The sequence below is a fragment of the Actinomyces sp. oral taxon 897 genome (assembly GCF_002999235.1).
GTDB lineage: Bacteria > Actinomycetota > Actinomycetes > Actinomycetales > Actinomycetaceae > Actinomyces.
Genome location: NZ_CP027236.1, coordinates 2531208 through 2544306 on the forward strand (window position 1 = coordinate 2531208; position 13099 = coordinate 2544306).

Annotated in this window: 7 protein-coding genes; all 7 read right to left on the reverse strand. The window is 71.3% G+C overall.

Annotated elements, in window-relative coordinates:
- Positions 1 to 94: 94 nt before the first annotated feature.
- The 7 genes from pulA to C3V41_RS10030 all read right to left on the reverse strand — a co-directional run bounded on the left by pulA (position 95) and on the right by C3V41_RS10030 (position 11798).
- Positions 95 to 3145, reverse strand: a complete 3051-nt coding sequence (pulA, locus tag C3V41_RS09995; RefSeq protein WP_254423569.1) for a pullulanase-type alpha-1,6-glucosidase — start codon at positions 3143 to 3145, stop codon at positions 95 to 97.
- Between the two features lie 271 nt (positions 3146 to 3416).
- Entirely contained in the window at positions 3417 to 4103 is a 687-nt protein-coding gene (locus tag C3V41_RS10005; protein WP_106110126.1) for an SDR family oxidoreductase, read from the reverse strand.
- 70 nt (positions 4104 to 4173) lie between these two features.
- Positions 4174 to 5610 (reverse strand): DUF4921 family protein, encoded by a 1437-nt coding sequence (locus C3V41_RS10010; protein WP_106110127.1) that lies wholly within the window; start codon positions 5608 to 5610, stop codon positions 4174 to 4176.
- 282 nt (positions 5611 to 5892) lie between these two features.
- A complete protein-coding gene (locus C3V41_RS12900) occupies positions 5893 to 9420 on the reverse strand; it encodes a DEAD/DEAH box helicase (RefSeq protein WP_129591554.1) in 3528 nt (1175 codons plus the stop codon).
- Positions 9421 to 9791: 371 nt separating this feature from the next.
- Complete coding sequence (locus C3V41_RS10020; protein ID WP_106110128.1) at positions 9792 to 10265, reverse strand: VanZ family protein; 474 nt, start codon at positions 10263 to 10265, stop codon at positions 9792 to 9794.
- Between the two features lie 67 nt (positions 10266 to 10332).
- Positions 10333 to 10911, reverse strand: coding sequence for a phosphoribosyltransferase (locus C3V41_RS10025; protein ID WP_106110129.1), 579 nt, complete (start codon positions 10909 to 10911; stop codon positions 10333 to 10335).
- A gap of 206 nt (positions 10912 to 11117) precedes the next feature.
- Positions 11118 to 11798 carry a DUF3800 domain-containing protein gene (locus C3V41_RS10030; protein WP_106110130.1) on the reverse strand — a complete coding sequence of 227 codons (681 nt, stop codon included), beginning with the start codon at positions 11796 to 11798 and terminating at the stop codon, positions 11118 to 11120.
- Positions 11799 to 13099: the final 1301 nt, after the last annotated feature.

The window sequence follows — 13099 nt, forward strand, 5'->3', positions numbered from 1 at the left end:
GGAGCCGGGGGGCGGTTGCCGGAGGGTCGCGTGGCGGCCGGGGAGTCGCGGGGCCGCCGGGCGCGTAATGCCCGATGTCTCCCCGACCCCCGCCCTACTGGTCCTGGACCAGGACCGAGACCGTGCGCGCTGGCACGCTCACCGTCCCGGTGGACCGGTCAAAGCCGGTGCGGCGCACGACGTCGTCGGCCCCCCCTGCCTGGACGGGGGACAGGTGGAGGCCCCGGCCCACCAGCTCGCCCAGGGGCCAGGTGAGCGTGTGACCGGAGGCGTTGAAGACCACCAGCACGGCGTCGAGCCCCGGGTCCACGTCCCGCCCGACGGTGTCGTCAATGAGCATGGCGATGGCCCCCGGCGGCGCCCCGAATCCCGCGCCCGGGAAACGCAGCTTGTCCCGGATGAGGGCTGCGTCACCCAGGGCGAACAAGGGCGTGGAGGAGCGCAGCCGCAGCAGGTCCAGGGCCTGGGCGCGGGCCGCCGCGATCTGCTCGGACGTGGGCCGCAGCCAGGCGTCCGCCAGCAGCGGCCCCTGGATGGGCCAGGCGCCCTCGTTGCGCGACGCCGGCGGCAGCCCCCGGCCGAACCCGTTGGACTGCCCCGAGAAGTCGATGGCGTTGAACCAGTCCCCGGAGTTGAAGGAGTCCCGGTCCAGGGACTTGCTGCGCAGCAGCTCGGTGCCCGCGCACCAGAAGGCCGGCGACTGCCCCAGCGCCACCGTGGCCAGGCACACGGTGTTCATCCGCACCCGCTCCGCCGGCGTCATACCCCGCGGCAGCTTGTAGGCCAGCAGGTCGTAGAGGGTCTCGTTGTCGTGGGCGTCCACGTAGTTGACGTTCTCCTGCGGGGCGGAGGCGTAGGCGGCCGGGGAGCCGTTGTGGAGGAGGTCCGCGCCCCGTCGCACCGAGCCGTCCGAGAGCGTCATGACGTAGTCCCTCAGGTTGCCCGCCAGCCCCAGCCTCACCAGGTCGGTGCGGTGGCCCAGGTCCGCGGCCTGATCGTTCCAGCCGCGCGGGTCGAGCCCGTTGGACTGGGTCAGCAGGCCCGTGCCGAAGCCCTGGTAGGTGCGGTGGTCGGGGTCGAAGGGGCTCCCGCCGTGGACGGCGTCGCGCAGGCGGTCGTTGAACGTGCCGATCCCGGTGCCGTCCAGCTGGCCCTGGGTGGCCTGGGTGAACAGGGCGTTGTTGGCCACCTCCCCGAAGTTCCAGCCCTCCCCGTACAGGTACAGCCCGGCCCCGTCCACGCCGTCGGCCTGTGGGGTGAGACGGTCCAGGGCGGCGCGCAGGCGCTCCATAGTGGCGCGCGGGTGGTGACCCATGAGGTCGAAGCGGAACCCGTCCACCCGGTACCACCGGGCCCAGCGCACCACCGAGTCGATCATGAGGCGCTCGCACATGGCGTTCTCGGTAGCGGTGTTGGCGCAGCAGGCCGAGGCCGTCACGGTCCCCACGGCGTCCAGGCGGTGGTAGTAGCCGGGTACCACCTTGTCCAGGACGCTGAACGGGTCCTGCCCGCAGGCCGCCATGTGGTTGTAGACCTGGTCGAGCACCACCTGGTAGCCCAGGGCGTGCAGGGCGCCGACCATCTGGCGGAACTCCACCACCCGCGCCCCGCCGTCCTGGTGGCCCTCGGTGGCGTAGGAGCCCTCCGGTACCCCCCAGTGGTAGGGGTCGTAGCCCCAGTTGTAGGCGTCGTTGTCCGCCACGGCCGCGATGGCCGCCTGCTGCTCGGTGGAGGCCGGGCCAGCGCCCGCGGGGATGCTGGGGGCCCGCTGGGCGGAGCGGTCCTCGGGGATGGTGGCGATGTCGAAGGTGGGCAGCAGGTGGACGGTGTTCATGCCGGCCTCGGCCAGGTCCGCCAGGTGACGGACCCCGGCCGAGTCCTCCACCGTGAAGGCCAGGTAGGTGCCGCGCAGGTCGGGCGGGACGGTGGGGTCGGCGGCGGAGAAGTCCCGCACGTGCAGCTCGTAGATGCTGCGGGCCGAGTCATTGCGCAGCCTCGGGGCGGGGGTGGTGGCCCACTGGGGGGGCGCCAGGCGCCCGTCGGCCAGGTCCACGGCGACCGAGCGGGTGGAGTCCAGGGTCAGCGCCACCGAGTAGGGGTCGGTGACGAGGTTGGTCTCCACCGTCCGGGTGGAGGGCACGTAGACCTCCACCTCCCACAGGTACTGGCAGCCGACGCCAATGGCCCCCTCCGCGTTGGGCACGCACCAGCGCCCGTCCTCGCCGCGCACGGCGGGCGTGCGTACGGGCGGGCCGGGCACCTCGGGCACGGACCCCAGCGGGTCCCCGGTCTCCCAGGTCAGCAGGGTGACGGTCCGGGCGGTGGGTGCCCACAGGGCGAAGGAGGGGCGGGCACCGGTACTGGTAGGAGCTGTGCCATTGGTGGTGGTCTCGCTGGTGGTGGTCTCGCTGGTGGCGGGGTCGGTGGTGCCGGTGGTGCCGTCGGTGGTGGTCTCGCTGGTACCGATACCCGTGCTGGCGGTGGCAAGAGTGGTGGCACCGGTACCCGTACTGCCGGTGGCGGCTCCGTTGGTGGTGGTCCCGTCGGTGGTGACGTTGGCGTCGCGGACGTGGTGGAAGACGACGCCCAGCTCGGCCTCGGCGGCGGACCGGGCGTAGAGGTGGTCCAGGACGATGGCGGTCTGCACCCCGGTGAAGGCGTCCAGGTTCCCCCCGGTGCCCTCGGCCTCGGTGTCCGTGTACTGGACAATGGTGACCTGGCCGGTCAGGGCCGCCTTGACAGCGTCGACGTCGAGCAGGGGGGTGCCGTCGGCGCCGGTGGCGCTCAGGGCGATGTACCCCTCCAGGTGGGGGTGGGCGGCCCGCACGTCCTGGGGCAGGTTGCCGACCACGCGCAGTGGCGTAATGGTGGGGGCGGGCAGGGAGTCGGCGCCCAGGATCCGGCCGTGGACGGCTGCGGCGCCGCCCCGGGGGGCGGTGACCAGGTGCAGGGACAGGCCGGTGCCGGCCACGGGCTCACCCGAGCCGGACACGACGCTCTCACGGTTCATCCCCTTGGGCAGCAGGGACAGCGGCCAGGCCAGCAGGGTGGGGGCCACCCAGTAGGCGCGCTGCTCCTGGCTGCCGGTCACAGGCGGCAGGGCCATGGCGTCCAGGGTGTAGGTGGTGGTGTAGGTGAAGGTCATGGTGTGCTCCTCACGGACGAAGAGGCGGGGCCAGGGGTGCGCTGGGTGGCGTGGGTGCGCGGGGCAGCCGGACGGCGCGCTCCCGGCCGCGGTACCGTGCTCGGGTCGACGCCAGGGGTGTGCACGTGAGGGCGGGACTGACGGCAGACGGCTCCATTCACCCTAGTAGTCTGACCCGCCTTCCGGCCGCGTGCCAGCTGGGGAGGGGTGCCGTACCCGGTCTTGTCCGTCCCCCTCACCCGCCGCCCGTTCGTCCGCGGGCGGGCGGCGCTCAGGACAGGTCGGCGTAGGCCAGCGGCACGTCGGCGACCGCCTGGGCGATGGGGGTGTCGCCGTCGCGGAAGGGGATGACCCTGCCGATACTGGCGGGCTCGGCGAGCACGGCCGCGATGACGCGGGCGACGTTGCCGCGGGAGGTCGGGGCCTCGGAGGTGGGTGCCCCGGCCTCGAGGCGTCCCACGGTAATGGCGCCGGTGGGCGCATCCAGTGTGAGCCAGCCGGGGCCCAGGATCGTCCAGTCCAGGCCGGTGGACTGCAGGTGACGGTCCGCGGCGATCTTGGCGATGGCGTAGGCGCGCAGCGGGTGGTCGTCGGCCACCTCACCGTAGGCGGTGAGGAAGGAGACCATGACGTAGCGGCGCACCCCGGCCGCGGCCGCCGCCTCCATGGAGCGGATCGCGGCCGCCCGGTCCACGGCGTCGGTGCGCTGCGGGCCGCCCTTGCCGCCAGCCCCGGCGGACCAGACGACGGCGTCGGCCCCGGCCAGGGCCCGGGCGAGCTCCCCCACGCCGGCGTCCTCCACGGACAGGACCAGGGGAGTGGCGCCGGTGGCGGCGACGTCGTCGGCCTGGGCGGGGTCGCGGATGACGGAGACGACGTCGTGGCCGGCAGCCACGAGCAACGGGGCGGTCAGGAGGGCGACCTTGCCGTGGCCGCCGATAATGACAGTACGTGACACGGGTGGACTCTACTACGTGGCTTCTGCCAGGTGCCCTGCCCTGGTGCGGGCTTGCGCCACTGGCACATCCTCACCGTCCCAGCACCGGGTTGTAGCGGAGGCGGTTGGGCGTCGTCGGGCACTCCTCGCCCACGGCCATGGGCGCCACCAGCCGGTCCGCCCGCAGGTCCTCCAGCCGCCCCACCACCCGGTCCCGCAGGACCCAGGGGTCGATCGTGTTGAGGTAGATCTTGGTACCCCCCTCGAACCCGGCCAGGGTGGAGACCCGCCACTTGAGCGTCACGTGCCAGGGCATGGGCTGGTCCACGCCCAGGGGACGGTGGTGCCACTCCTCGTTGCTGGGCACGTCCGCCCCCGTGGCCGCGTGCAGGGCGTGGATGAGGTCGGAGACGGCGTCGACCTCCTCACGGCCCATGAGCCAGGGCTCGGGCGTGGCCGAGGTGGAGTAGACCTCCAGCGTGGGGTAGCGGTGCCCGAACCCGGCGAAGGCCACCGCGTGCTCGTTGCTGGCCACCAGCAGCCCCTGGTAGGCGGCGTAGTCCACCCCCATCTCGTTGTACAGGTTGGGGTTGGCCCGCACCTTCTGCAGCTCCAGCTCACTGGTCACCCCGCGCTCGTCAATCCCCACCAGCTGCTTGTGCAGGTGGTCGAAGCTCGCCCCGGCGGGCCGCAGCCAGTTCTGGAAGACCGCCACGTAGCGCACCCACCGGTTCGCCCGGTAGAGGTCGTGCATGGAGGCCACGGCCAGGTGCGTGTACACCCGGTGCTCGGCCACGCTCAGGGTCCCCGACCCCGCCCGGCCCGAGGTGTCGGTGGCCGCGTCGGTGAAGTGCCGCCGGGCGACGATGACGTCGTGCCCGCCCGCGAAGAAGGGCGCCAGGTAGACGCGGCGCGCGGCGTCGTCCATGGCCTCCCAGCGGGCCGGGTCCTGCCCGCTGGCGCGCAGCTTGGCGCGGGCGACCGCCGCCACGTGCGCCGCCCCGGCCGGGTCGGCCAGGTAGGCCTCCATGCGCTCGCGGGCGGTGTCGGGCACCTCGTAGCCGTGGTTGGTGTGCCAGTAGTCGAAGGAGAGGATCTCAAAGAGGTTGGGGATGCGCCGGAACTCGGCCACCGTGTCGAACAAGGCCGAGGCGGGCAGGGCGTCAATGCGCTCAAAGGCGGGGGCGGCGTCACCTGCGGCACCACCTGTGCCGCTTCCTGCGGTGCCGCCCGTGGCGCTTCCCCCGGGCCCTTGCCTGGTGCCGCCTGGTCCCGCGCCGGGCGCCGTGCGCACAATGCGCGACTTCTCCGGGGGCGTCTCCAGGTAGCGTGCCGAGCAGAAGGCGCAGGCGTGGCTGCGGTCCTCGGCCGTAATGGGGCTGACCAGCGTGGGGGCGTGGGCGATGGGGCGGTTGCCGCGGCCGGGCACGGTCCACACCTCCGTGCCGGTGAAGGGGCTGATCTGTTTGACGGTGCCGTCGGCCAGTCGGGTCAGTGGCTCGGCGGTGGGGGCGTAGGGAAAGAGCATGACCCCATTGTCCCACGACCGGCGCCGTCAGGTGGGCCGACTGGCTGCCCGGTTGGTGTGCGTCCGGGACGTCCTGCCCGCCCCGCGCCCGGCGACCGGCTGCCTGGAAGGTGCCGGGGACGTACCTTAAAGATACGTCCCCCATGACTAAGGTACGTTTTCCATGACCAAGGTACGTCCCCGACGTCGTACGTGCCTTGACGCGCATACCTTGCCGGACCCGCCCTACCGGACCCCGCCGGACCCGCCCTACCGGATCCGCCCTGACCTGCCGGACCCGCCCTACCGGACCCGCCTGAGCGCCGCGGCAATGTCCCGGAAGTAGGGGTAGGTGCTCCAGCTCGCGTAGTCGCCGAACACGTAGATCCGACGTCGGGCGCGGCTGAGCACCGTGTTGGCCGCCTTGACGTCCCCCGACGCCCACGTCTTGGCGCCTGGGCGCAGGGGGTCCCCGCCCAGGACCAGCAGGACGACGTCGGCCCGTCCGCCCGGGGCGTCGTCAATGGTGCCGCCGCCCAGCCCCGGGTAGTCCCGCCCCAGGTCCGCCAGCACCTCGGCGACCTCCTGGAAGGGGGACAGCGCCATGACCTGGGTCATGGGCACGCCGCGCGCACCCAGGTAGTCCAGCACCTTGCGGGCGCGCACGACCTCGTCGGGCTGGACGTGGGTCCCCGCGGTGGTGGCGGGGGAGTCGGCCCAGAAGCTCTCCACCACCCTGGTCTCGGCGGAGGCGGGGAGTGAGAACACGTCGTGGGGGTCGGGAGGGTCCTGGCGCGCCCCCGGGACCATGAGGCCGTGGTAGGCGAGCTCGTTGGAGAGGCTGAGCATGGGCTCGTCACAGCGGTAGCGCACCCGCAGCGGCGTGCCGACCCACACGGGCTGGTCCTTGCGCCCCAGGCTCGTCCCCAGCTCGCAGACACGGTCGGCGAGGGTCTGGACCGAGGCCCGGGGCGGGATCCACGTCGCGGACACCTCGTAGCCGACGGCGATCCCCTCCGCGGCGGCGGGCGGCAGGGCCGGTGCGGGCCGGGTCTGGAAGGGGTCACCCAGGACGACGGCGCTGCGCGCGTGCCACAGCACCGGGACCGTCTGCTGGGGGGCGGCCCGCCCAGCGTCGTCCACCAGCAGCCAGCCCAGCCCCTCCCGGGGCAGTCCGCGGAGCATGCGGTCGGCGGCGGCGAAGGTGGTGCACACCAGGGGCACGACCAGGAACAGCGTCTGCCACGCGGCCTGCACGGTGCGAGGCTCCAGGTCCGAGGGGGCCTTGCCGGTCATGACGTCCATGGTGCCCCGCAGACTGCGGAGCATAATGGAGGCGGTGTTGGACAGGAAGGCCCGGTGCAGGTGCAGGGCGGCCAGGAAGAGCTCGGTGCGGGCCGTGTCCAGGGAGGGGGTGAGCCACGGGGTGCGTCTCTCGCGCGCCTCACGCCGGGAGGGGTCGTCGTCGGGGGGCGGGTAGCTCTCGCCCAGGGCCCCGGCGTCGCGGGCACGCAGCCTGCGCAGCGTGTGCTGCTCCGCCCCGGCCGCGCGCAGGGTCGAGGTGAGCTGGGAGAGGCGGTTCTGCGCGGAGGTCGCGGCGGCGGCGGCCTGGGTGTGGGCGACCTGGGCCTCGGCGTTGGCCTCGGTGGCCTGGGAGAGCCTCTGCTCCAGGTCGTACTCGCCCTCACGCCACGCCCGCAGCGCGGCGCTCCCCTTGAGCGCGGTCGCCAGGAAGCGGGGACGCCTCTCCAGGTACTCACGGTGCTCCGCGGCGACCTGGGCCAGGATGTCGGCGCGCACCTGGGCGACGCGCTCGGCCTGCGCCTCCTTCAGGCGCAGCGGGCGGATCTCCGCCTCCGCCTGCACGATCCGCTCCTGGAGCCGCTCCTCCTCAGCGGCCAGTGTCGCGGTGCGCTCCAGGCGCTCGGCCGCCTCCCGCCGCGCCTGGAGGAGGCGCTCGACCTGCTGGTAGGCCTGGTTGAACCTGGCGGTGGCCTGGCTCCAGGAGACGACCTTGGCCTCGCCGCTGGCCCACGCCCTCAGGGTCTCCTGCATCCCCGCCACCTGGGCGGCGGGCTCACCCTGGGCGGGGGTGTTAGTGGTGGGCTGGTCCGGGCCGTCCGTCCGGGGCTGGCGGCCGGACCAGAAGGTCGAGCGGAAGGCGAGCCGGTGCTGGCGGCTGCCCAGGTGCGCCGCCGCCAGGACCCACGGCTCCCCCTGGGGGGGCGTGCCCGCCTGGGCGCCCTGGGGCACCTGCTGGCCGGGGGGCTTCGCCGCGCCCGGGGACGCGGCGGGGTCCTGGGCGCCGGGGGCGGAGACCTGGGTGCCGGGAGCGGGGGAGCTGGCGGTGCGGGCGGCCGCACTGAGCGCCCCGGCCAGCGGGGCGAAGTAGCCCGCCCGCCCCCTCCACCGGGCCGCCAGCCCCCGGCGGTCCGGGATGCCGGCGCTCAGGCGGTCGACGGTGTCCAGGTCGGCGGCGGCCAGGAGCATCTCGAAGCCGGTGACCTCGGGGATAAGCGGGTGGACCCGGCGCACGTTGACGCCGTCGGTGGTCCTCCAGGAGAGCACCGAGCCGTCAAAGGCGTCCCGGGGGCTGGCCAGCGTGGCCAGTCGGCGGGCGCGCTCCACCACGTTCGCCGCCAGGATGTCGCGCAGCACGGCGGTCCGCCCCGTCCCTGGCGGGGCGTTGACCGCCAGCAGCCCGGGGGCGTCGGCGAGCTGGGCGAGGGCGCGGTTGACGGCGAGCTGCTGGCCGCGGGCCAGGGGGCGCTCCGGGTCGGCGGGCCACCGGCCCGGTGGGACGTAGTGCGGGGCCACCCAGGAGGTGACGACCTCGGGGTGGGCGGCCAGGTCGCAGCGGCGGGTGGTGTCCAGGACGTCGTCGGGCGTGAGGTACAGGGCCAGGGCGGGGCCGACGTCGCCGCGCACGGTGCCCTGACGGACCCGTTCCAGGCCGGTCAGGAACAGGCTGTTGAGGCGGTCCGAGCCAGCGACCTCCGTGGCGGTGGGTGGGGGCGGGGGCGCCAGCGCGGGGGAGGCCGAGGGCGTAGAGGCGGCGGACGTCGGCGGGTAGGCGGCCGGGAGCGGTCGGGCCTCCGGGGCCGGCCGGGTCGCGACCGACCGGATCAGGACGTCGTTGGTGGCCAGGGCGGGCAGGCCGGTGACCCCGACGTGGGTGTGCGCCGCCCGCAGGAGGTCGGCTAGGGCGTACTCGTCCACCGGCAGGGGGGCGGGGGCGCTGGCCGGGTCCCTGCGCCCCAGGGCGAGGGAGGCGACGGTCTCGACGAACTCGCTGCACGCCTCACGGAACGCCGACGCCCAGCGGCTGGTGTCGGGGCCGTCGTGGCGTATGCGGCCCACGCCCCACAGGGCGGAGGAGAGGACCGCCGTGTTCACCTCGAGGTGGCCGGAGCCGTCAACGCGCACAAAGGCGCAGGCGCTGGAGCGGCGGGGGCCCTCGGAGTACGCCCGGGGGTCGGTACCGAAGGCGTGGCTGATCCAGTCGTAGGTGTGCCGCAGCTGGTAGACGCCCAGGTAGACCTCGTGGCGCCAGATCACCGGAGCGTCCGGCGCGCCCGGCCCACCGGGGGGCGGCCCGCCCGGGGAGGGGGCGCTGGGCGCAGGGGCGTCGTGGTCCCGGGGCCCGCCCGGGAGCCGGTCCTGGGGCGTCTGCGTCCATGGCAGGGGGTCGCCCGGCCGCCACAGGATGGTCCTCTCCCCGCTGCCGGGCTCCGGCGTCAGGGCTGGTATCTGCTGCGGGTTGAACAGCTCGACGGTCCACCAGAACCTCAGCAGGCGGTCGGCGGCGTCGGGGTCGTGGACTCCTCTCACGACGACGGCCGGTTCCGGGTCGGCGGCTCGGTGGGGGCGCAGGCAGGGCGGACGGGGAGGGGCATGGACTCATTCTTGCGCGGGCGGCGCCGTCTGACAGGGTAACGGTGGTATAAAGCACTGGCATTGTGGCGCGAGCAACGGCAACCGCGGGTCCGCCGGGTGGTACGGGCCCTCCCCCACCGGCGAACCGGCCTCCGGCGGGAGGTCCTCTTGTCCCTGCTTGCGGGCCTTTACGGCGGCGGCCTGCGCAGTCCAGGGCCGTTACTCGCGTGAGATCCTCACTGACCGCGGCCCGGGTGCCTGACGGGACTGCCCTCGCTCGCGTGAGATCCTCGGCAGAAGGCCCTGGGGCAGCCGACGTCGCGGCACTACCCCTGCTCGCGCGGGGCCTCCTGCCGACGCGCGGCACGGCGCAGGGCGAACCGGGCGGCCACGTAGCCGCAGGCTGCCCCGACCCAGGCCCCGGTGCTGTTCTGGAGGATATTGGCGACCTTGGCGCGTCGGTGCAGCACGGGCAGGAGCGCCTGGGCGGTCTCGGAGGCCAGGCTGACCTCACAGCCCAGGACCGCCCAGACCCACCAGGGTGTTTGCGGCCAGCCGATCACGGCGCAGAACGTGAAGGGCGCCAGCATGACGAGGTTGAGGGCCACGTCCTTGCCCACGGCGCCCAGGAACCACGGGCCGATCGACTCCTTGACGTCGGCAATGTCGGAGCCCGAGGGCCACAGCACCGCCAGCGCGGTCAGGGCCAGGAAGAAGACGGCCGCCCCTCGCGCGCTCCGACGCAGGCGGGAGAGCGGCTCCGGGGCCTCGGGCCGCGTGGGTGACTGGTCAGGGCTCATGGGCGCACCCTAGTGATCCCAGGTGTGTGAATACGGTGAGGACCCTGGGGGCGTCGTACGCCCGGGCTCACAGGCCCAGGACCGCCAGGTTCTCCTGCGTAATGACCGGGGCGACCGACCAGGGGAAGTTGATCCACTTGTCCGTCTCGCGCCACACGTAGTCGGGGCGGTGGACGGAGCGGGGCTTGAGGTAGATGCAGGCGCTGCGGGCCTCCACGGGCACGGAGGCGCCGCCGAGCTGGAGGCCCTCGTGGCGCAGGAGCTCCATGACCATCCTGAGGGTCTTGCCGGAGTCGGCCACGTCGTCCACCACGAGGACCTTCTTGCCGGGCAGCTCCGAGGCGTCCATGAGCGGGGGCAGGACGACGGGCTCGGCCAGGGTCTCGCCGATCCCCGTGTAGAACTCCACGTTCATCGAGCCCATGGCCTTGACGCCAATGGCGTAGGAGATGGCCCCGGCGGGGATGAGGCCTCCGCGGGCGACGGCGATAATGAGGTCCGGGACCCAGCCCGAGGCCACGACCTGGGCGGAGAGCTCCCGGCTGGCGGTACCGAAGAGCTCCCAGGTCAGCTCCTCGCGGTCCGGGGATGTGGTGGCGTCGGTGCTGGTCGGCGTGCTGGCGGTGACGGTGCTGGTCTGGCTCACTGCGCGTCCTCACATGGCTTGCTGGTACGTGCTCCCATCGTAGTGCTCCTGATGACCTGGTGGCACATGGGGCGGGTGGGGCAGGTGGGACGGATGAGGCGCCCCGTCCCCGGCCCGGTGCGTCCGGGGGTTGTGCTTATGGCTTCAGGTTGCTATGATGTAGAGGCGGACCCGTCCGGCGCACGCCGGGAAGCGGGTCCAGCTTTTTAGATCATTACGGTTCCGCCGTAGGCGTCGCGGGCTTTAAGTCGTGGGTACCAGTCCCAGGTAAACTCTTTCGCGGGACTGTGAAGAACGCATTGGTAGGCAGAGTAGGCAATGAGGTCGGCTACCTGTATCCATTGGCTGGTATGCGAATTGATAAAAAATGGATCTTCGATGATGTTACGAGTTTTGAGATTCAGTGATCGATGTGCCGTGGTGTATCTACGGTCGCTGCCGTCTCCGTCCATAATGATTATGCCTACTGCGCCTCGAGCGTCTAGCCAGGAGTCTAGCATGTTAATGAGCTCACCGTATGCACGGAGCTTTTCGTGCTGGTAGTGACGACGGGTGCCGTACACGCTTGAGGCTATTGACCCAATAGTCATCCAGGGCGACCCAGAAATAACTTCGATCATCTCGTCGACAACAAGGCGCCGATTGCGTTTTACGCGATTCCAAGAGACGTCGAGTGATGGATTGCCTCGGCCGCCGACAAACTTAGTTGCGTGGAGCTCGTATCGTTTTGGAATCGCATATGCCTCTTCAAGGTGTTGACGTAGGGCCAGGAGGTCGCCGAGGGCCTCGTTCCAATGATAGGTTGGTACGGTGGTCCAACCGTATACGACAAGACCTGTGCTCTTTGCGCCCGAATCGTCGATGTAGATAAGTTCGGTCGTGGTCATGGTGTCCACCTTTCTATACGGGGTGCGCTACACTGCGGTGGTGCGGGCTGAAGCGGTTAACCTCCGTCCCGTGTGAGTAGGGGTGAGTGTGCTCGGCCTGCTTGGTGGGTTGTTCTGGAAGTATCATGAGTAAGACTCAGTATAGCTTCATGACGAGTGCGCCTGCTTCCTCATCTCGACTCGTTGGCAAGTTTCGAGAAGGATTAGGTGACGGCGTGGGGAATATGGGACTTAGGTCCGATGCACTTGAGGCCTTACGGGTCCAATCCCGTAGGTCGAGACGAAAGGAGGCGGTGCAGGCGCCGCGTGCGCTTGTGCGTCAGGGCATAGCTAGGGGAGCTTGTCCTCGCGTTGTCAGGGTGCTGACTACTGGGAGAGATGTCGAGGCCCTGCTCAAGGTGTATCTTCTGCTGTGCCTGCGCGCCACGGCTTCACCGTGTACGGTGAAGTTCTCTGCCCGTGTTGCGGCGAAAGCTCTTGGATTAAGAGAAGAGGACAGTAGGCGGCATTGGGTAGTCAGTGCGTATGAGCGTCTTGCAAGGTCTGGACCTGATCGAGAGGAAAGTGCGATCAGGAAAAGTCGGTGAAACCCTGATGCAGGACCCTGAGATGGACGGGTCGTGGAAGGAGCCCCTCGCAGAACTATGTTTCCTTGCCGATTGAGTTCTATGCTGATTGAGTTCTATGGGCTCGGAAAGGTTGTCGTTCTGCCAGCGAGCTGGATCGCAGTCTACCCGGCGCGCCTAGAGTTGAGGGGCAGCGTCGAGTGAGGTGGTACTTGTCCGTGTTACGGGCCTGCAGTCGTCTAGGACGGGAGTGGCGTGGTCCGGTACCGCACCCGGGTTGACGGGTCCCGTCGTCCAAGGCCACCGTTGCGAGCTGCGCTCGGGTGCGCGACATGGACATGCAGGGGCTACCGTCCTTGCCTTTGGAGGCTCAGGAGCTCTCCCACGTCAGCGTGCCCCCGGGCCCGCTTAGGTGGGAGTGCGGGCTCTAGCTGGACGCGGTGGTGGTGCCGGGCGAGTTTATTCACGGCGGGTGCCCGGGTTCGTGTCGCAATCTGAGGATCAGGGCCGGTCCCACGCCGTCTCGGGCTCGGATGGCCCGGTGTATGCGCAGGTCGGGGGCCTGGAGCCCGATGGGGCTGAAAGTGCCCTCCGTTCTGATCCTCGGATTGCGACAGAACCAGGTGCCGGGGGTGGCGAGCAGTGCGTAGTGGGCGAGAGTTCATGCGACGAACCGCATAGACCGCATGGATTCTCCCGGCACCTTCGGTCAAAGTGACCAGCCGGATCGGCGGG

Bases quoted from the DNA above. Each gene is read 5' to 3' on its own strand.
- C3V41_RS10010 (WP_106110127.1), bottom strand. From the start codon at position 5,610: ATGCTCTTTCCCTACGCCCCCACCGCCGAGCCACTGACCCGACTGGCC.
- pulA (WP_254423569.1), bottom strand. From the start codon at position 3,145: ATGACCTTCACCTACACCACCACCTACACCCTGGACGCCATGGCCCTG.
- C3V41_RS10030 (WP_106110130.1), bottom strand. From the start codon at position 11,798: ATGACCACGACCGAACTTATCTACATCGACGATTCGGGCGCAAAGAGC.
- C3V41_RS10020 (WP_106110128.1), bottom strand. From the start codon at position 10,265: ATGAGCCCTGACCAGTCACCCACGCGGCCCGAGGCCCCGGAGCCGCTC.